General features: G+C 51.9%; 17 protein-coding genes and 1 tRNA gene. 11 read left to right on the forward strand and 7 right to left on the reverse strand.

The window, feature by feature from the left end:
• Window positions 1–33 precede the first annotated feature (33 nt).
• The 4 genes from ACOTY9_RS05960 to yejF are packed head-to-tail and all read left to right on the forward strand — an operon-like array spanning window position 34 to window position 5,559.
• Entirely contained in the window at window positions 34–1,839 is a 1,806-nt protein-coding gene (locus tag ACOTY9_RS05960) for an extracellular solute-binding protein (protein WP_063434014.1), read from the forward strand.
• A gap of 9 nt (window positions 1,840–1,848) precedes the next feature.
• A complete protein-coding gene (locus ACOTY9_RS05965; protein WP_059372068.1) occupies window positions 1,849–2,943 on the forward strand; it encodes a microcin C ABC transporter permease YejB in 1,095 nt (364 codons plus the stop codon).
• On the forward strand, window positions 2,943–3,968 hold the full coding sequence (locus tag ACOTY9_RS05970; RefSeq protein WP_014884588.1) for an ABC transporter permease: 1,026 nt from the start codon (window positions 2,943–2,945) through the stop codon (window positions 3,966–3,968). Before ACOTY9_RS05965 ends, ACOTY9_RS05970 begins: the two co-directional genes overlap by 1 nt.
• A gap of 1 nt (window position 3,969) precedes the next feature.
• Window positions 3,970–5,559 carry a microcin C ABC transporter ATP-binding protein YejF gene (gene yejF, locus ACOTY9_RS05975; protein ID WP_421637311.1) on the forward strand — a complete coding sequence of 530 codons (1,590 nt, stop codon included), beginning with the start codon at window positions 3,970–3,972 and terminating at the stop codon, window positions 5,557–5,559.
• 3 nt (window positions 5,560–5,562) lie between these two features.
• On the opposite strand, the gene ACOTY9_RS05980 is transcribed toward yejF, so the two are convergent.
• The 3 genes from ACOTY9_RS05980 to rsuA all read right to left on the reverse strand — a co-directional run bounded on the left by ACOTY9_RS05980 (window position 5,563) and on the right by rsuA (window position 8,106).
• Window positions 5,563–5,907 carry a YejG family protein gene (locus ACOTY9_RS05980; protein WP_014884590.1) on the reverse strand — a complete coding sequence of 115 codons (345 nt, stop codon included), beginning with the start codon at window positions 5,905–5,907 and terminating at the stop codon, window positions 5,563–5,565.
• A gap of 279 nt (window positions 5,908–6,186) precedes the next feature.
• A complete protein-coding gene (locus ACOTY9_RS05985) occupies window positions 6,187–7,383 on the reverse strand; it encodes a Bcr/CflA family multidrug efflux MFS transporter (protein ID WP_023330939.1) in 1,197 nt (398 codons plus the stop codon).
• A 15-nt stretch (window positions 7,384–7,398) separates the two neighbouring features.
• Window positions 7,399–8,106 (reverse strand): 16S rRNA pseudouridine(516) synthase RsuA, encoded by a 708-nt coding sequence (gene rsuA / locus ACOTY9_RS05990; protein WP_014884592.1) that lies wholly within the window; start codon window positions 8,104–8,106, stop codon window positions 7,399–7,401.
• A gap of 280 nt (window positions 8,107–8,386) precedes the next feature.
• Between rsuA and ACOTY9_RS05995 the strand changes: the two genes are divergently transcribed.
• Window positions 8,387–10,147, forward strand: a complete 1,761-nt coding sequence (locus tag ACOTY9_RS05995) for a DEAD/DEAH box helicase (protein ID WP_045281821.1) — start codon at window positions 8,387–8,389, stop codon at window positions 10,145–10,147.
• A 125-nt stretch (window positions 10,148–10,272) separates the two neighbouring features.
• Complete coding sequence (rplY, locus tag ACOTY9_RS06000; protein ID WP_014884594.1) at window positions 10,273–10,557, forward strand: 50S ribosomal protein L25; 285 nt, start codon at window positions 10,273–10,275, stop codon at window positions 10,555–10,557.
• A 50-nt stretch (window positions 10,558–10,607) separates the two neighbouring features.
• Here the strand turns inward: rplY and yejK are convergent, their stop codons facing one another.
• Window positions 10,608–11,615 carry a nucleoid-associated protein YejK gene (yejK, locus tag ACOTY9_RS06005; protein ID WP_014884595.1) on the reverse strand — a complete coding sequence of 336 codons (1,008 nt, stop codon included), beginning with the start codon at window positions 11,613–11,615 and terminating at the stop codon, window positions 10,608–10,610.
• Between the two features lie 134 nt (window positions 11,616–11,749).
• Between yejK and ACOTY9_RS06010 the strand changes: the two genes are divergently transcribed.
• The 3 genes from ACOTY9_RS06010 to ACOTY9_RS06020 all read left to right on the forward strand — a co-directional run bounded on the left by ACOTY9_RS06010 (window position 11,750) and on the right by ACOTY9_RS06020 (window position 13,905).
• Entirely contained in the window at window positions 11,750–11,977 is a 228-nt protein-coding gene (locus ACOTY9_RS06010; RefSeq protein WP_014884596.1) for a YejL family protein, read from the forward strand.
• Window positions 11,978–11,996: 19 nt separating this feature from the next.
• The gene (yejM, locus tag ACOTY9_RS06015; RefSeq protein WP_023330941.1) at window positions 11,997–13,757 is read left to right on the forward strand and encodes an LPS biosynthesis-modulating metalloenzyme YejM; all 1,761 of its coding nucleotides are present in this window, start codon (window positions 11,997–11,999) and stop codon (window positions 13,755–13,757) included.
• A 71-nt stretch (window positions 13,758–13,828) separates the two neighbouring features.
• Window positions 13,829–13,905: transfer RNA gene (locus ACOTY9_RS06020), tRNA-Pro, on the forward strand.
• 96 nt (window positions 13,906–14,001) lie between these two features.
• On the opposite strand, the gene ACOTY9_RS06025 is transcribed toward ACOTY9_RS06020, so the two are convergent.
• Both ACOTY9_RS06025 and ACOTY9_RS06030 read right to left on the reverse strand, forming a co-directional pair.
• Entirely contained in the window at window positions 14,002–14,322 is a 321-nt protein-coding gene (locus tag ACOTY9_RS06025) for a hypothetical protein (RefSeq protein WP_248197007.1), read from the reverse strand.
• Complete coding sequence (locus ACOTY9_RS06030; RefSeq protein WP_248197010.1) at window positions 14,322–14,561, reverse strand: hypothetical protein; 240 nt, start codon at window positions 14,559–14,561, stop codon at window positions 14,322–14,324. The genes ACOTY9_RS06025 and ACOTY9_RS06030 overlap by 1 nt, the downstream gene beginning before the upstream one ends.
• A gap of 108 nt (window positions 14,562–14,669) precedes the next feature.
• Here ACOTY9_RS06030 and ACOTY9_RS06035 point away from each other — a divergent pair, with 108 nt between their 5' ends.
• Window positions 14,670–15,746 (forward strand): acyltransferase family protein, encoded by a 1,077-nt coding sequence (locus tag ACOTY9_RS06035; RefSeq protein WP_248197012.1) that lies wholly within the window; start codon window positions 14,670–14,672, stop codon window positions 15,744–15,746.
• A 364-nt stretch (window positions 15,747–16,110) separates the two neighbouring features.
• Entirely contained in the window at window positions 16,111–17,124 is a 1,014-nt protein-coding gene (locus ACOTY9_RS06040; RefSeq protein WP_348565373.1) for an acyltransferase, read from the forward strand.
• A 28-nt stretch (window positions 17,125–17,152) separates the two neighbouring features.
• Here the strand turns inward: ACOTY9_RS06040 and ACOTY9_RS06045 are convergent, their stop codons facing one another.
• Window positions 17,153–18,562 carry a hypothetical protein gene (locus ACOTY9_RS06045; RefSeq protein ID WP_421637312.1) on the reverse strand — a complete coding sequence of 470 codons (1,410 nt, stop codon included), beginning with the start codon at window positions 18,560–18,562 and terminating at the stop codon, window positions 17,153–17,155.
• Window positions 18,563–18,574 lie beyond the last annotated feature (12 nt).

Consider the following 18,574-nt stretch of genomic DNA (forward strand, 5'->3'; position numbering starts at 1 on the left):
GAGCCGGTCTGTAAAAAAGGGAGCCGCCGCGAGATGTTTATGCGCTTCATGTTGCTTTTGTTGGTATTAGCAAGCCTGTCGAGCCAGGCGCAAACCATCAAAGAAAACATCGCGTTCGCCGTGATTGGCGAGCCAAAGTACGCGGTCAATTTTACGCACTTCGATTACGTCAATCCTGCCGCCCCCAAAGGCGGAAAGGTCACGCTCTCCGCCACGGGAACATTTGACAACTTTAACCGCTTCGCCCTGCGTGGCGTCGCGGCGGCGCGAACGGAATCCCTTTACGATACGCTTTTTGTGACCTCCGATGATGAACCCGGCAGCTACTATCCGCTGATTGCTGATAATGTCCGCTATGCGGATAACTTCGCCTGGGCCGAAATTTCGCTCAACCCTCGGGCCCGTTTTCACGATGGCTCGCCGGTTAAGGCCAGCGACGTGGCCTTTACGTTTCATAAATTTATGACCGAAGGCGTACCCCAGTTCCGCATTGTGTATAAAGGCGCAACGGTGCGCGCCATTGCCCCCCTGACCGTGCGCATTGAGCTGAGTGAGCCGAATAAAGAGAATATGCTCAGCCTGTTTTCGCTGCCGGTTATGCCTGAATCGTTCTGGAAAAATCATAAGCTCAGCGACCCGCTCTCCACGCCGCCGCTGGCCGGCGGCCCCTACCGCATCACCGACTGGCGCATGGGGCAGTACGTGGTCTATTCCCGGGTGAAAGATTACTGGGCGGCAAACCTGCCGGTAAACCGTGGGCGCTGGAATTTCGACACCCTTCGCTATGATTACTACCTTGACGATAATGTCGCATTTGAAGCGTTCAAAGCGGGCGCCTTCGATTTACGCGTGGAGAGCAGCGCGAAAAACTGGGCGACCCGTTATATCGGCAAGAATTTCGCGAAAGGCTATATCGTTAAAGACGAGCATAAAAACGAATCCGCCCAGGACACGCGCTGGCTGGCGTTTAATATTCAGCGTCCGGTATTCGCTGACCGCCGCGTTCGGGAAGCGATTTCCCTGGCCTTTGATTTTGAATGGATGAACAAAGCGCTGTTTTACGGGGCTTACAGCCGTGCGAACAGCTATTTCCAGAATACGGAATATGCCGCGCGTGATTATCCGAAAGCCGACGAACTGGTTCTGCTGGCCCCGCTGAAGGCGGAAGTGCCGCCGGAGGTGTTTACCACGGTCTTTCAGCCCCCGGCCTCAAACGGTGACGGCTACGACCGCGACAACCTGCTTAAGGCCAGCAAGCTGCTGGATGAGGCGGGCTGGCACCTTAAAAATCAAAAGCGCGTGGATGCCAAAACGGGTAAGCCTCTCAGCTTTGAGCTGCTGCTCTCATCCGGGGGCAACGATCAGTGGGTACTGCCGTTTAAGCACAACCTGGAGCGACTGGGGATTACCATGAACATTCGCCAGGTCGATAACGCGCAGATCACCAACCGCATGCGCAACCGTGATTACGACATGATGCAGCGTCTGTGGCCGGCTCAGCCGTGGCCGAGCTCGGACCTGCAAATTTCCTGGGCTTCCAGCTACATCGACTCATCATACAATGCGCCAGGGGTAAAAAGCCCGGCGATTGATGCGCTGATTGCGAAAATAGTGGCGGCGCAGGGCGATAAAGCAAAACTCCTGCCGCTCGGCCGTGCCCTCGACAGGGTCTTAACCTGGAACTACTACATGCTGCCCATGTGGTATATGGGCGAAGACCGTCTGGCACGCTGGGATAAATTCTCCGTACCTGCCGTGCGCCCTGTCTACTCGCTGGGCTTTGACACCTGGTGGTATGACGTCAATAAAGCCGCCAGACTGCCCGCTGAGCGGCGATAAGGAATCATCATGGGTGCCTATCTGATTCGCCGTCTGCTGCTGGTCATTCCCACGCTGTGGGCCATCATCACCATTAACTTTTTTATCGTGCAAATCGCCCCCGGCGGCCCGGTCGATCAGGCGATTGCTGCTATTGAGTTTGGTAACAACGGCGGCATGCCCGGCGGCGGCGGAGAAGGCATGGGCGCGAGCCATGCGCGTACCGGCGTGGGGAATATCAGTGAAAGCCACTATCGCGGCGGGCGCGGGCTTGATCCTGAGGTGATCGCCGAGATCACCCACCGCTACGGCTTCGATAAGCCCATTCACGAGCGCTATTTCAAGATGCTCTGGGATTATATCCGCTTTGATTTTGGCGATAGCCTGTTTCGCAGTGCGTCAGTGTTAACGTTGATAAAGCAAAGCCTGCCGGTTTCGGTCACGCTGGGGCTGTGGGGAACGCTGATTATCTACCTGGTCTCTATCCCGCTCGGGATCCGTAAAGCGGTTTACAGCGGCAGCCGCTTCGATATCTGGAGCAGCACCTTCATCATCATCGGCTATGCCATCCCGGCGTTCCTGTTTGCCGTCCTGCTGATCGTCTTCTTTGCCGGGGGCAGCTATTTCGACATCTTCCCGCTACGAGGTTTAGTCTCCGCCGATTTCAGCACGCTGCCGTGGTATCAGAAAATCACCGACTATCTCTGGCATATCACGCTGCCGGTTCTGGCAACGGTGATCGGTGGGTTTGCCGCTCTGACCATGCTGACCAAAAACGCGTTTCTCGATGAAATCCGCAAGCAGTATGTTGTCACGGCCCGCGCCAAAGGGGTCAGCGAAAAGCAGATTATGTGGAAACACGTCTTCCGCAACGCCATGCTGCTGGTGATTGCCGGATTTCCCGCCACGTTCATCAGTATGTTTTTTACCGGCTCACTGTTGATAGAGGTGATGTTCTCGCTCAACGGTCTGGGGCTGCTGGGCTATGAGGCCACCGTGTCGCGTGATTATCCGGTGATGTTTGGCACACTCTATATTTTCACCCTGATTGGCCTGCTGCTGAATATCGTCAGCGATATCAGCTATACGCTGGTCGATCCCCGAATTGATTTTGAGGGCCGCTGATGCCGCGTTTAAGCCCCGTCAACCAGGCCCGCTGGGCCCGTTTTCGCCACAACCGTCGCGGCTACTGGTCGCTGTGGATTTTTGCCGTCCTGTTTGTCCTGAGCATGTGTTCGGAGCTTATCGCCAACGACAAACCGCTGCTGGTGCATTTTAACGACCGCTGGTATGTGCCGGTGCTGGCTAACTACAGTGAAAGCGACTTTGGTGGCCCGTTTGCAACACCGGCGGAGTATCAGGATCCGTGGCTGCGCCAGCAGATTGAGCAGCACGGCTGGGCCCTCTGGGCGCCGGTGCGTTTTGGTGCGAACAGCATAAACTTTGCCACCACGACCCCCTTCCCTTCCCCACCCTCGACGCAAAACTGGCTGGGGACGGACGCTAACGGTGGTGATGTGCTGGCACGCATTCTCTATGGCACAAGGATTTCAATTCTCTTTGGGCTGATGCTGACACTCTTCTCCAGCGTGATGGGCGTGGTGGCGGGTGCCGTTCAGGGCTACTACGGCGGGAAAATTGACCTGTGGGGCCAGCGTATCATCGAAGTCTGGTCCGGTATGCCAACGCTATTTTTGATCATCCTGCTGTCCAGCGTGGTACAGCCGAACTTCTGGTGGCTGCTCGGCATCACCGTTCTGTTCGGCTGGATGGCGCTGGTGGGTGTCGTGCGAGCGGAGTTCCTGCGCACCCGCAATTTCGACTATATTCGCGCCGCGCAGGCGCTTGGGGTGAGCGACCGGGGGATCATCTTCCGCCATATGCTGCCTAATGCCGTCGTGGCCACGCTCACCTTCCTGCCGTTTATTCTGTGCAGCTCCATTACCACCCTCACCTCGCTGGATTTTCTGGGCTTTGGCCTGCCGTTGGGCTCACCGTCGCTCGGCGAACTGCTGCTGCAGGGCAAGAATAACCTTCAGGCACCGTGGTTAGGCATCACCGCCTTTCTTTCCGTGGCCGTGCTGCTTTCGCTGCTGATTTTTATTGGCGAAGCCGTGCGCGATGCCTTTGACCCCAATAAGGCGGTATAAGATGACCCAGCCTCTTCTCAGTATTGATAACCTGTCGATTGCTTTCTCGAAACAGGGTGAGACGCGCACCGTGGTCACCGATTTGTCGCTGCAGATCCAGCGCGGTGAAACGCTGGCCCTGGTGGGGGAATCCGGTTCAGGTAAGAGTGTTTCAGCGCTCTCTATCCTGCGGCTGCTGCCTTCACCACCGGCGAGCTATCCGCAGGGGGATATTCTTTTTCACGGCAGTTCACTGCTTCATGCCGACGAACATACCCTGCGCGGTATTCGCGGCAATAAAATTGCCATGATCTTCCAGGAGCCCATGGTCTCTCTCAACCCCCTGCATACCCTGGAGAAACAGCTCTATGAAGTCTTGTCTCTGCACCGGGGCATGCGCAAAGAGGCTGCGCGGGGGGAAATACTGGATTGTCTTGAACGGACGGGCATACGCAATGCGGCCAAACGGCTGAATGATTTTCCGCATCAGCTCTCCGGCGGTGAACGCCAGCGAGTGATGATTGCTATGGCTCTGCTCACCCGGCCCGAACTGTTAATTGCCGACGAGCCGACGACGGCGCTGGACGTGACGGTGCAGGGGCAAATATTGACGCTGCTGCGGGAGCTGCGCGACGAGCTGAACATGAGCCTGCTGTTTATCACGCACAACCTGAGTATTGTGAAAAAGCTGGCGGACAGCGTCGCGGTCATGCAAAACGGCCGATGCGTTGAACAGAATAGCGCATCCACGCTGCTGAGCGCGCCACAGCACCCTTATACGCAACGTCTGCTCAACAGCGAACCTTCCGGCGACCCGGTTCCGCTCACAGCGGACAGCACTCCGCTGCTGCGCGTTGAGGATTTGTCCGTCTCCTTCCCGATACGCAAAGGCATTCTGCGGCGTATCGTCGACCCAAACCCGGTCCTGAAAAATATCCGCTTCTCGCTGCGTCCCGGTGAATCCCTGGGGCTGGTGGGCGAATCCGGTTCGGGTAAAAGCACCACCGGTCTGGCACTGCTGCGCTTAATTGCCTCTCAGGGCGAGATCCTTTTTGACGACATGCCGGTGCACCGCTGGAACCGCCGCCAGATGTTGCCGGTGCGCCCGCGTATGCAGGTGGTGTTTCAGGATCCCAACTCCTCACTTAACCCGCGGCTCAGCGTATTGCAGATTGTCGAAGAGGGTTTGCGCGTTCACCAGCCCGGCCTGAACGCGCAGCAGCGTGAGCAGGAGGTCATACTGGCGATGGCCGAAGTGGGCTTAGATCCCGATACCCGTCACCGTTATCCGGCGGAATTTTCCGGCGGGCAGCGCCAGCGTATCGCCATCGCCCGTGCGCTGATCCTGAAACCGGAGCTGATTATTCTGGATGAACCCACCTCCTCTCTGGACAGAACCGTCCAGGCGCAGATTCTGGCATTGCTGAAAGGGCTACAGGAAAAGCATCGGCTGGCCTATATCTTCATCAGCCACGATCTGCAGGTGGTACGGGCGCTATGCCATCAGGTGATTGTTTTGCGACAGGGTGAGGTGGTCGAACAGGGGGAATGCCAGCGCGTATTTACTGCGCCAACGCAGAGCTACAAGCGCCAGCTGCTGGCAGCAGACTAGCGCTCAGAACGGGTACTGGCCGGAAAAAGGCTCAGCAATCGCAACACCAAAGTTTTTCAGACGGCAGGTGGCGGCAAATTCATCCTGGCTTTTAACAAACAGGCACGGCTCGCCTTCGCACTCCAGTACGGAGCTGTCCACTTCGATATCCGTCAGGGCCTGACTGAGACGCTCCATCACCCGCCACGCATTTTCGTCGCTTGGGCTCAACAGTTTGAGCGCCACGAGGCAATTGTCACTGCCCGCGCCGTTTTGCGGAATCGGTTCAACTTTCGAACCTGCAAAACCCGCCGACCAGCGATAGCTCTGGGGCAAGCGATGGACAATGGAGAGTTGTAATGTATTCACGTTCGTTCCCCGGAAGCAAAATTTACTTCACAATTTATTTACATTTATAGTAACACATCATCGCTAACCTGCACTATTCAGCGCTTTTTTATCGGTATAGAGGTTCACGTCGGCGCTATATGTACCCGTTTCTGCGATCTAACTCAACCTTTTTGAATACAATGATGTGACTTTTTACATAAATAGATTTTACATAAAATAAACAAACACGGGATAAACGAACGCGGGTTTGGTTGATATGTATCAACAAAAAAGGCCCTGTCGGGCCTTATCTGCTCATCAATGAGCCACTTTCCGTGGTCGGCTGGCATAAAGACAGAAGAGGACGGAGCTGGTTGCGCAAAACGCCATCGCCCATAGCATAGGCCAGGCCGTGGTGAAGGTCGCCATAGACAGTAATGCCCCGACGATGGCGCCAATGCCGAAGCGGAACGTCCCCGCCAGTGACGATGCAGTTCCCGCCATATGCGGGAATTCATCGAGGATCACCGCCATCGCATTTGAGGATATCATCGACACGCAGCCCACAAAGGCCGCCACGCCAATCACCAGCGCCCAGAAGCCCACGCCCAGGAATGCACTGACCACCAGCCAGACAGCCATCACAAACTGGATCCACAGCCCGGCGCGGAACATGTTCAGCGCGCCGACCCGCCGGACAAAGCGGCTGTTAATAATAGTCAGTACAAACAGGAAGACGATATTGAGCGCAAAATAATAGCCGAAGTGCTGCGGAGAAACATGGTTCAGCTCGATATAAACAAACGGCCCGGCGCTCAGGAAGGAGAACATCCCGGCGAAGCTGAACCCGCTTGCCAGCATATAGCTCAGCACGCGCTTGTGGCGAAACAGCGAGGCAAAGTTACCTATTGTGGTGCGAATGTGGAATTTCTGGCGGTGCTCGGCAGGAAGCGTTTCATCAATAAAGAAGAAAATCATTGCCGAGGCCAGCAGTGCAGCCAGCGCCAGGATCCAGAAAATCGCATGCCAGCTAAACCACACCAGAACCGCCCCACCGGCCATCGGAGCCACCAGCGGCGCAATCGTCGTCACCAGCATGACAAACGACATCATGCGGGAGAACTCTTCTTTCGGGTAGATATCACGCATCAGGGCGTTGATCACCACACTCGCTGCAGCAGCGGCCAGACCGTGCAAAAATCGCATGAAAATCAGATGATCGATGGTTTGCGCCAGCGCGCAGGCCACCGCCGCCCCGGCAAAGACCAGCGTTCCGCCCAGAATAACCGGTTTGCGCCCCAGGCTGTCGGCCATCGGGCCGTACAATAACTGGCCGAGAGCAAAGCCGAGAATATAGGTGCTGAGCGTCATCTGTGCGCTGCCAGCAGGTACCCCAAACTGCGCGGAAATGACCGGCAGCGCGGGCAGATACATATCTATAGACAGCGGCATCAACATGGCCAGCAGGCCAAGAATGAAGACAATTTTGAACGACGAGTGTGGCCTGGTGGTCACAGAAATCTCCTGAAATTAGTGCGAAGGCAGACCGACGCTGGCGATCTCTTCTTCCGTCAGCGGGCGATATTCGCCAGGCGCCAGGTCGGGATCGAGCGCGATTGCGCCAATACGTTCGCGATGCAGACCGACAACGCGGTTACCCACTGCGGCAAACATGCGTTTAACCTGATGGTAACGCCCTTCGCTGATGGTAAGACGGACTTCCGTCGGCGTGATCACGTCCAGCACCGCCGGTTTAGTCAGGTCTTTTTCATTATGCAGCTGAACGCCTTTCGCGAATTGCTCTGCAGTGTCATCCGCAACCGGCGACTCCAGCGTGACCAGATAGGTTTTCTCGCAGTGGTGACGTGGGGAAGTAATACGGTGTGACCACTGCCCGTCGTCGGTCATCAGCACCAGCCCGGTGGTGTCGATGTCGAGGCGGCCCGCGGCATGCAGCTTATGCGCCACCGGTTCGTCGAGGAAATAGAGTACCGTCGGGTGATCGGGATCGTCCGTTGAGCAGACGTAGCCTTCCGGCTTGTGGAGCATGAAGTAGCGCGGGCCGTTCTGCTGGGTCAGCGGATTGCCGTCGTATTCAACCTGATGCTCAGGTTGAAGTTTGAAAGCGCTGTCTCTCACAATGTCGCCATCCACGGTAACGCGGCTGGCGCGAATTTCGCGCCCGGCAATAGCGCGGCTTACGCCGAGTTGCTGAGCGATAAACTTATCAAGTCGCATGAAATCTTTTTAGCCTTAATGGTGCTGGAAGTCGGACCGTGCGTCCGAAAAAGAAGCAGTCAGGAACGGTTCAGTATAATGGTCTGGTTGCGCCACTCAAGGGAAAAAGTTTCGTGGCATACTATCTATACCCTAAATAATTCGAGTTGCATGAAGGCGGCAAAGGAGTGAATCCCCGGGAGCTTACATAAGTAAGTGACCGGGGTGAACGAGTGCAGCCAACGCACAGGCAACTTGAAGTATGACGGGTATATATGCGGATTAACGAAACTGAGACACCATGACTTTTACACTTCGTCCCTATCAGCAGGAAGCCGTTGACGCCACCCTCGCCTGGTTTCGCAAACACCGGGAACCGGCAGCGATTGTCCTCCCGACCGGCGCAGGCAAAAGCCTGGTCATTGCCGAACTGGCCCGCCTGGCGCGTGGCCGCGTGCTGGTGCTGGCGCACGTCAAAGAGCTGGTCGCGCAGAACCACGCCAAGTATTGCGCGCTGGGGCTGGAGGCCGATATTTTCGCCGCCGGGCTCAAGCGTAAAGAGAGCCACGGTAAGGTTGTCTTTGGCAGCGTGCAGTCGGTCGCCCGCAACCTGGATCTGTTTCGCAGCGAATTTTCGCTGCTGATTGTCGACGAGTGTCACCGCATCAGCGATGACGACGACAGCCAGTATCAGCAAATCCTCACGCACCTGAAAGAGGTGAACCCTCACTTACGCCTGCTGGGCCTGACGGCAACCCCGTTTCGCCTGGGCAAAGGCTGGATTTACCGCTTTCATTATCACGGCATGGTGCGTGGCGATGAAAAAGCGCTGTTCAGCGACTGTATCTACGAACTTCCGCTGCGCTACATGATTAAACACGGCTACCTGACGCCGCCCGAGCGGCTGGATATGCCGGTGGTACAGTACGACTTCAGCCGGTTACAGGCGCAGAGCAACGGCTTATTCAGCGAAGCGGATCTCAACCAGGAGTTGAATAAGCAAAAGCGCATAACGCCGCATATCATCAGCCAGATTGAGGAGTTTGCCGCGACGCGCAAAGGGGTGATGATCTTTGCCGCGACAGTCGAGCACGCGCGAGAAATTACCGGACTGCTCCCCGCTGACGATGCCGCGTTAATTACCGGCGAAACGCCCGGCCCTGAGCGTGACAGGCTGATTGAGGCGTTTAAAGCCCAGCAGTTCCGCTATCTGGTGAATGTTTCCGTGTTAACCACCGGTTTTGACGCCCCGCACGTCGACCTGATTGCGATTTTGCGCCCGACGGAATCCGTCAGCCTGTATCAGCAGATTGTCGGTCGTGGTCTGCGCCTGGCACCGGGCAAAACTGACTGTCTGATCCTCGATTACGCCGGTAACCCGCACGATCTTTACTCTCCCGAAGTGGGCACGCCAAAAGGCAAAAGTGACAACGTGCCGGTACAGGTGTTTTGTCCAGCCTGCGGGTTTGCCAACACCTTCTGGGGGAAAACCACCGCCGACGGCACGCTGATTGAACACTTTGGCCGCCGCTGTCAGGGCTGGTTTGAAGATGATGACGGGCATCGCGAGCAGTGCGATTTCCGTTTTCGTTTCAAAAACTGTCCACAGTGCAACGCCGAAAATGACATTGCCGCCCGCCGCTGCCGTGAGTGCGACACGGTGCTGGTCGACCCGGACGACATGCTGAAAGCGGCGCTGAAGCTGAAAGATGCGCTGGTGCTGCGCTGTTCCGGCATGGCCTTACAGCCGGGCGCGGATGAAAAAGGCGAGTGGCTAAAAATTACCTATTACGACGAGGACGGCGCTGACGTCAGCGAGCGGTTCCGGGTACAGACGCCAGCCCAGCGCACGGCATTTGAGCAACTGTTTATCCGCCCGCATACCCGCACGCCTGGCGTGCCGCTGCGCTGGATCACCGTGGCGGATATCGTGCATCAGCAGGCGCTGCTGCGCCATCCGGATTTTGTTGTCGCCCGCAAAAAAGGCCAGTTCTGGCAGGTACGTGAGAAGGTCTTTGACTATGAAGGTCGCTATCGTCGGGCAAACGAATTGCGTGGTTAGCAGGACTTTTCATTGATGTGAGCGGCGTTTGAGTATAAAATGCCGCCCGCTTCACATCCGTGGGGCAGAACACTCACCTGCTGCTGGGTCGCCTGTAGTAGGGTTTTAAATACAGAGAGAAATCAATGTTCACTATCGAAGCAGAAGTACGTAACGTGCAGGGTAAGGGTGCGAGCCGCCGCCTGCGTACCGCTAACAAGTTCCCGGCTATCGTTTACGGTGGCGAAGCTGCTCCAGTTGCAATCGAACTGGATCACGACAAAGTATGGAACCTGCAGACCAAAGCTGAATTCTACAGCGAAGTTCTGACCATCGTTGTTGGCGGTAAAGAAGAAAAAGTGAAAGTTCAGGCTGTTCAGCGTCACGCGTTCAAGCCAAAACTGACTCACATCGACTTCGTTCGCGCGTAATCGCAAGCCTGTCGAGAAAAACCCCGCTTCGGCGGGGTTTTTTATGGCGGTTATTTACCGCCCGAGGTGCGACGCTGAAGCTGATCGCGCAGGTTTGGCGGCGTGCCTTTGATGGTCAGCGTATCGGTGGCAGGATCCCAGAAGATACGTTCCCCCAGCAGCATGGCATCGAAGTTGATGGTTAACCCACCGCCGCTCCCGGCAAATTTGGTTAACTGACGCAGCGTACTGCGATCCGCTGGGAAGCTCTCTTCAAGCTCATAGCCTTTCTCTGCGGTGAACGCCTGGAAGCTGACTTCGCTGACGCCCGCCAGCTCTTTTGACAGCGACTCCAGCTCAATCTCTTCCCCCGCCTGCAGCTGTTCGTTGCAGTAGCTGTAAACCTGCTGACGCACGTTCTGGCGTTCAGATTTATCGAGCTGCGCCTCAGCCGTAAAGTCATCTACCGCCTGCAACAGCCCTTTGTTCTGCGCTTTGGCGTTAAGTCCTTCGCTGGCGCCGAGGAAATCCATAAAGAAATCGGCCACTTTGCGGCCCACACGCCCTTTCAGGAAGGTCAGGTAGCGGGTCGATTCCGGGTTGGTTTCCCACTCGGTCAAATCAATCCGCGCCACAATATCCGCATGGTTGATATCCAGATAATGCGTCGAGCTGATATCCAGTTGCTCATTCACGCGCATGCTGCTCAAGTTATTCAGCACGGTAACCAGCAGATACTCTACCGCCAGGTAGCGATAGTGGCAGAACAGGACGATGCCGCCGTCAGCGAACGGATATTTTGCCAGCTCGTCGCGCAGACGCCCGGTGGCCGCGCGGCTAAACGCCAGGAAATCCTCTTCCCCCTGACGCTGCAGGCGCAGGCTATCAGCCAGTTCACTCTCTTCGCTGAACAGACCATAGGCTTTATTTTTGGCGCTGTAGACGCGATGCAACTCAGCCATCATTTCCACAACGGTCGCCGTGGGTTCCAGTAACGAATCGCGTAGCACCACTTCAAGGGTTTGCTCATCACGCTTGATAAGCTGGTGCAAGGCAATCTGGTTGATTTCCAGACTCATGATAAACTCTCCTTTTAGACCGGGCGGTATTCAACCACCACCAGGACATGTGTGCAACAACAGATAAAAAAGGGGAAAAAAAGCTGTTGCTACGGTAATATGTTGCCCTTTCATCAACAAACTGATTTTGATTTATGCCACAACATTCCCGCTACAGTGATGAACACGTTGAACAACTGCTCAGTGAGCTGGTCAACGTACTGGAAAAACATAAAACGCCGACCGATCTCTCCCTGATGGTTTTGGGAAATATGGTCACCAACCTTATCAACACCAGCGTTGCTCCGGCTCAGCGTCAGGCGATCGCAAAATCTTTCGCCCAGGCGTTACAGTCATCCGTCAGCAACGACCAGGCCCATTAAGGGAAACGAACAACAGTTTATGGTGACGAATCGTCAGCGCTACCGTGAAAAAGTCTCCCAGATGGTCAGCTGGGGACACTGGTTTGCCCTGTTTAACATTCTGTTAGCGGCGGTGATTGGCTGTCGTTATCTGTTTGTCGCAGACTGGCCAACCACGCTAACCGGGCGTATCTACTCCTGGATAAGCGTTGTCGGTCATTTTAGCTTTTTGGTATTCGCCACCTATCTGCTGATCCTGTTTCCTCTGACGTTTATCGTCATGTCGCAGCGTCTGATGCGGTTCTTATCCGCAATCCTTGCCACAGCAGGGATGACGCTACTGCTTATCGACAGTGAAGTGTTCACCCGTTTCCACCTGCATCTTAACCCTATCGTCTGGGAACTGGTGATCAACCCTGACCAGAACGAAACGGCTCGTGACTGGCAGCTGATGTTTATCAGCGTCCCGGTGATCCTGCTGATTGAGATGTTGTTCGCCACCTGGAGCTGGCAAAAGCTCCGCAGCCTGACCCGACGCCGCCACTACGCCAAGCCCGTCGCCGCACTCTTTTTCATCTCATTTATCAGTTCGCACATCATGTACATCTGGGCGGATGCGAACTTCTATCGCCCCATTACGATGCAGCGTGCCAACCTGCCGCTCTCGTACCCAATGACGGCCCGTCGCTTCCTTGAGAAACACGGCCTGTTAGATGCCCAGGAGTATCAGCGTCGTCTGGTCGAACAGGGTAATCCGGAAGCGGTCAGCGTTCAGTATCCGCTGAGTGAACTGCGCTATCGCGATATGGGCCGCGGACAAAACGTCCTGCTGATTACCGTCGATGGTCTGAACTATTCCCGTTACGAGAAGCAGATGCCTGCGCTGGCCGATTTCGCGAGTCAAAACGTCTCGTTCACCCAGCATATGAGTTCCGGGAACACTACCGATGCGGGCATCTTTGGCCTGTTCTATGGCATTTCTGCCGGATACATGGATGGCGTACTGGCTGCGCGCATTCCTGCGGCGCTTATTACCGGACTGAATCAGCAAGGCTATCAGTTAGGGTTGTTCTCATCCGATGGCTTTAACAGCCCACTCTACCGCCAGGCGCTGTTGTCTGATTTCTCGCTGCCTGCTGCGCAGAGCCAGTCTGATACCCAGACCGCAAACCAGTGGATAAACTGGCTGCAGCGCTACGCCCAGGAAGATAACCGCTGGTTCTCGTGGGTGGCCTTTAACGGCACCACGCTTGACGACAGCAACCAGACTGGCTTTGCCCGCCGATACAGCCGTGCGGCCAGCAATGTTGACGCGCAGATCGGCCGCGTTCTTGACGCGCTACGCGAATCAGGCAAGCTCGATAATACTGTCGTGATTGTGACCGCAGGTCATGGTGTACCGCTCGGCGACGAAACGAAGAGCATGAGCTGGTCACGCCCGAACCTGCATGTACCGCTGGTGATCCACTGGCCGGGAACGCCGGCGCAGCGCATCAATATGCTCACTGAACATAAAGATGTTATGACGACCCTGATGCAACGCCTGCTGCACGTCAGTACGCCAGCAAACGAGTATTCGCAGGGGCAGGATCTCTTCAGCGCCGCGCGTCGCCATAATTGGGTGACATCAGCAGACGGTAACACGCTGGCGGTGACCACACCGACGCTGACGCTGGTGCTGAACAGTAACGGAAATTACCAGACGTATAATCTGCAGGGTGAACGGTTGAAGGACCAGAAACCGCAGCTGAGCCTGTTGCTGCAGGTCCTGACGGATGAGAAGCGCTTTATCGCTAACTGATTAATTATAAACCAGTTAGCGACAGATTCTCTTGCATTCGAAACGGAATCGAGTAGTATCTTTTTATGCGTCGGCACGTAGCGCAGCCTGGTAGCGCACCGTCATGGGGTGTCGGGGGTCGGAGGTTCAAATCCTCTCGTGCCGACCAAAAACACTCTTTAAAACCAGCCTGTTATGGCTGGTTTTTTTATTGCTGTGAAATCTCAATGGTGAAACTATGGTGAAATGATGGTTGAACACCATATTAAATTGGCACGTAATCGGTATTCCCAACCCGGTTAAGACTATGGGTTAGCACGCCAAAAACCTCTACGTCATCCAGAGCGTCACCCTCTATAGCTTCACCATCCTCAGTAATTAATGCCTCACCATAAAGCTTTGCAAACTCATTTCTGTTATCCATTCTTACCAGTAGCGTGTCTCCCTGCTCTGGCCTTAACACAATATTAATTACTGCCCATCCACATGAAGTTTCTATTACCCTGCAGTTCCCATCAATTCCACACAGCAGATCAATGGTCAACCGCTGTTCCTGGTAATCCATTGCCGGTGAAGCAAAGCCCATTAGAAAACCCTCCCCATGTTGCGCAGGATCCAGTAACGGTTATCGCTTCCGTCTGTCGTCTTGTCAGCGAAATCTGGCTGGTAGCGTTCAATCCAGGAGTTCGCGTCTTCCCGACTTAAGTGCCAGTTCATCTCTCGCAACTTCGCTATGAAGTTGTCTGTGCTCAGGTAACGGTAACCCTTCTCGTTGAGCTGTATTGCTGCACTGAAGGCGGTGTTTTTGTCTGCTGTACGTGGCATGTTCACCTCAAAAATAACTGTATGTATATACAGAATTATCCATCGACTATATCGATCAAGTGTCGATAAGGTGATAAACTAAAAAAAATGAGTTTAATGGTTAACATAATGCAAAAATTCTCTAGTTCTGAATCACTTACTCTTGATTACGCAAAGGCGATTGGGATTTTTTTTGTCGTGCTTGGGCACTACGATGCAAGTGTGATGAACCTCTTTAAACCTTATACCTTCCACATGCCGTTATTCTTTTTTATAGGTGGGATGACATTAAATTACAGAAAAAAAACATCTCACTTTCTTAAGTCTATTTCAAAGTCCATTGTACTTTACGCTGCTTTAACTTACTTAATAACTGGTTTTATTTCTGAGCTTATATCAAAGCATTACTCCATCCCTGTGTTAGGAAATGCATTCATTTCCAACCCAATAACAACTATAACCACCGCATTTCAGTATAACTTTGCTAATAACAGGCTGTTTGTTGTGGCGTGGTTTTTGGTAGCCTACACAATTGCATCTACAGCCTGCTTCTTTATATGTAAGATAACATATAACAAAGGAATTGAAGGGGCTGCGGCTATATTATTTTGTGCCGGTATACTGTTAGGGGTATTTGCCATAGATGTAATAAGTCCAGCCAAGACGTCTCAGGCAGCAAACCTTGTTGTGCAGTCACTGGTTGCATTAATGTTCTTTATGATAGGGAATTCATTACGTCAATTCATAAATGTTTTCACTAGCCCGTTCATTGCTCTGATGTGCTGTGTAATTATCTATCTTTTGCGTAGTTATGGTGTGACAAGTGATTTCATTATGTCAATATCATCATATCCTTACGGCTCTGTGATAACCATAGCGCAGGCAGCCTGCGGTATTTATATCGTTATGTTTATGTCTATCGCTGTTTCAGGAAATAGTTGTCAGTGGCTCCTATTTATTGGTAAGAGGACTAAATCAATAATGTCCTATCACATACTTTCATTTATATTATTGGACATAGTATTTTACAAGGCTGGCATGTACAGCATTCAAAAGACAGACGCATTTACCCACTATAAATCATGGTTTAGCATGCCTCTTTATGTCTCCTTTGCCATAGCATTGCCAGCCATTGCAAATCACCTGTACTTTTCAGTTAAAAACTTCTTGAAACCTCAATCCTTATTGAACCAGAAGAGGACATGAATACCATTATCGATCCGGCAGCAGGGGTAACATTTGTTGCCCCTTTAAGCCGTAACGTCCCTCCCCCGGCATGCTGAACGGTTACATTTCCATTGAATCTCACTGTAACTTTTTTACCGACATATGGATTGCTCATTGTGGTCATTGTGAAGGTGGTAGCAGAAGGAGGAAGGAAAGGCTCAGTGACTGCAACAAGGCGGTAGGTATGTCTGCTGTGCGTGGCATATTCACCTCACGATAAATACTGTATATACACATACAGAATCGCTAAATGTGAGGGTCGATCAAGTGGATGTCTGGTGTTAAACTCTATGTATACGAAAACATTGAAATTTTACTTACTGGATGATGAGCGACTTAAAAAATGGATAAAAATAGTCCAAATATAAATTTACTAAAAATAGTTGCAAGTTTTATGGTGATACTTATCCATGTATCTGCCGTCAACTTCCCAAAAATTGGAAAGGCAGAGTGGGATGTATCTAATTTTTATAATTCATTCTCACGCGTTTGCGTCCCAATTTTCTTTATGATCTCTGGTTATTTTCTTATCACAAGAGACGAATCTGCTACAACCTTCTACAAAAAGAGATTTACAAAAATAATACCTCCTCTTGTTTTCTGGAGTGGTGTTTTTTATTTATATAATTACATATATATTGGCGCTCCTCTTTACAACGCTACAGAGCTATTTAACCGCCCAGCGTCTGCACACCTTTGGTTTCTATATGCAATGTTCGGGCTTTATTTGTTTACCCCTTTCATTTCCAAAATATACAAAAACAGTAGTGCGAAAGAGAGATTAATTTTTATCGGCATTTGGTTTTTGACCTCATCAGTAATCCCTGTATTGAACTCAACTTTTGGAATGACTATTAGCACAGGGTTATTTCAGCTAACCACCATATATGGTTATATAGGTTTCTTTTTTGTTGGGGCGTGGATAAAAGACAATCAATCGGAAAGGGATAGTTTCGCAGCAGTTGCTTCACTGTTTTTATACATACTATTAAGTTTGCTTACCATGTATCTTACAAAACATTTTAGCTATAACTCAGGTAAGCCTAACGGAACATTCTATAGTTATTTATCACCTTTTGTAATTATAGGTGCAATAGCATTATTTTATTTCTTCATCTCCATGAAAATCGAAAATGCTATAATAGTTAATATTGCCAACATGTTTTCTTCTTTTGCGCTAGGGGTTTACTGCATACACACCTTGTTTATATGGCCTCTGGCAAAAGAATTTCATATAGGTGGTGATGTTAACCCTACTGAATACTACATACTAATAACCACACTAATTGTGTTTTTCACATCCTGTATATTTTCTTATTTCGGTTCAAAAATTCCATTTATGAAAAGAATGTTCTAATAGGCGCCCCACTGGGGCGCTTTCTTCATTAGGAATTACGGGAAACTTCTCGCCAAAGTCCCTCAGATGTATACGAAAACATCATCACACTGCCAGCTGCCGGGGTCACGTTGGCTGAACCTTTCAAACGTATTGTTCCTGGTGTTGTACCATGCGCAACGGTAACACTCCTGTTAAACTGCACAGTAACAAACTTCCCAGGTAACGCCCCGTTCATTGTTGTCATTGTAAATGATGACGCAGGAGAGAGCAGGAAGCTTTCATAGCTTATTACGTTAGGGTTAGCCGTTTCTGTAAATGTTGGCATGCTTGGCGCATCGACCTTAACTGTTGCAACTGTACCAGCAAACAATCCAGCCGTCCCTGGCGGCATGTAATCATGTGAAGGGAAAGTAATCACATGTCCATTTAATGAACTGGCGTTATTGAAAAGATAGCGATGCGATATGCCGTATACTATTGCTTTAATAAAATTCGGTGATAATGGGGCATTAATATAGATGGCATCGTTAATACCTGCACCAGAAAGACCGGCATTTTTAATGCGGGCATAAAATGCGAATCTATTGCAGCTAACCGGAACAAGTGCAGAGGACTGGGTGTTGAGTATTTGAGCACCACCAGACACCTCAAGACATGATGCAAAAGAAATGCCATAACCACCACAATTGTTTACTCTTGTATCAGGCTCGATATAAACATTATCACATTGAGTAAATGTCATTCCATTTCTTGTTGCACTGTTCACCCTGATATTTTTCAATATGATTTGGTCAGTATGATCAGTATCGGAATCACCTGAGCAATTAACTCCATCTCTTCCGGCAGACTCTATGGTAATATCTTCAATGACAAAGTTTCTGGATCTGATCGCATGGTTAAGAGTGTCACCCTCTATGGACACTGCGTCATAACCGGTAGTGCCAATCCTTATGTTTTTAAACTTGCCATTAACTACGTTTACCTGTGCCGTAACTGCTTTTCTATCAGCATTAGGGATAGATATATCTTCAGCGTAGAAATCTTCACAACCTGCGAATCCAATGGCATTGTCAAGATTACCAGAGCCATTAGCGGAAACGGAACCACCGCTAATTCCAACTCCCTTTATCCTGCCACTCTCTGCAGTTAGTGAACCACCAAAACCAATACAATATCCTTTATTTGGAGTAGCCGTTTCTGTGTGTACATGCACTCCATCACCAAGCTTAATTTCTACACCAGAGAATGTTATTGTTAAAGAATCACCCAGCTCTACATCATTGAATCCATTGAGAGACTCAACATACAAGACCCCTCCGCCATTTTGCCCAACAAAATCAGCCCCAAGTTGAATAGCCGCCAGGTCATCGACGCCATTACCCAAAACTCCGAAGGCACGGGCGCTTTGCACAGGCTGTTTAACCATTTTCCAGCCAATACCATCTGCGTCATACACCAACGCCTCGTT

The sequence above is a fragment of the Enterobacter cloacae complex sp. SHL012 genome (assembly GCF_049237505.1).
GTDB lineage: Bacteria > Pseudomonadota > Gammaproteobacteria > Enterobacterales > Enterobacteriaceae > Enterobacter > Enterobacter kobei.

Excerpts from the sequence above, each read along its gene's own strand:
- ACOTY9_RS06025 (WP_248197007.1), bottom strand. The coding sequence starts at position 14,322 with ATGGGCTTTGCTTCACCGGCAATGGATTACCAGGAACAGCGGTTGACC.
- ACOTY9_RS05965 (WP_059372068.1), top strand. The coding sequence starts at position 1,849 with ATGGGTGCCTATCTGATTCGCCGTCTGCTGCTGGTCATTCCCACGCTG.
- ACOTY9_RS06040 (WP_348565373.1), top strand. The coding sequence starts at position 16,111 with ATGGATAAAAATAGTCCAAATATAAATTTACTAAAAATAGTTGCAAGT.
- rplY (WP_014884594.1), top strand. The coding sequence starts at position 10,273 with ATGTTCACTATCGAAGCAGAAGTACGTAACGTGCAGGGTAAGGGTGCG.
- ACOTY9_RS06030 (WP_248197010.1), bottom strand. The coding sequence starts at position 14,561 with ATGCCACGTACAGCAGACAAAAACACCGCCTTCAGTGCAGCAATACAG.
- ACOTY9_RS05960 (WP_063434014.1), top strand. The coding sequence starts at position 34 with ATGTTTATGCGCTTCATGTTGCTTTTGTTGGTATTAGCAAGCCTGTCG.
- rsuA (WP_014884592.1), bottom strand. The coding sequence starts at position 8,106 with ATGCGACTTGATAAGTTTATCGCTCAGCAACTCGGCGTAAGCCGCGCT.
- ACOTY9_RS06010 (WP_014884596.1), top strand. The coding sequence starts at position 11,750 with ATGCCACAACATTCCCGCTACAGTGATGAACACGTTGAACAACTGCTC.
- ACOTY9_RS06035 (WP_248197012.1), top strand. The coding sequence starts at position 14,670 with ATGCAAAAATTCTCTAGTTCTGAATCACTTACTCTTGATTACGCAAAG.
- ACOTY9_RS05970 (WP_014884588.1), top strand. The coding sequence starts at position 2,943 with ATGCCGCGTTTAAGCCCCGTCAACCAGGCCCGCTGGGCCCGTTTTCGC.
- yejK (WP_014884595.1), bottom strand. The coding sequence starts at position 11,615 with ATGAGTCTGGAAATCAACCAGATTGCCTTGCACCAGCTTATCAAGCGT.
- yejM (WP_023330941.1), top strand. The coding sequence starts at position 11,997 with ATGGTGACGAATCGTCAGCGCTACCGTGAAAAAGTCTCCCAGATGGTC.
- ACOTY9_RS05995 (WP_045281821.1), top strand. The coding sequence starts at position 8,387 with ATGACTTTTACACTTCGTCCCTATCAGCAGGAAGCCGTTGACGCCACC.
- yejF (WP_421637311.1), top strand. The coding sequence starts at position 3,970 with ATGACCCAGCCTCTTCTCAGTATTGATAACCTGTCGATTGCTTTCTCG.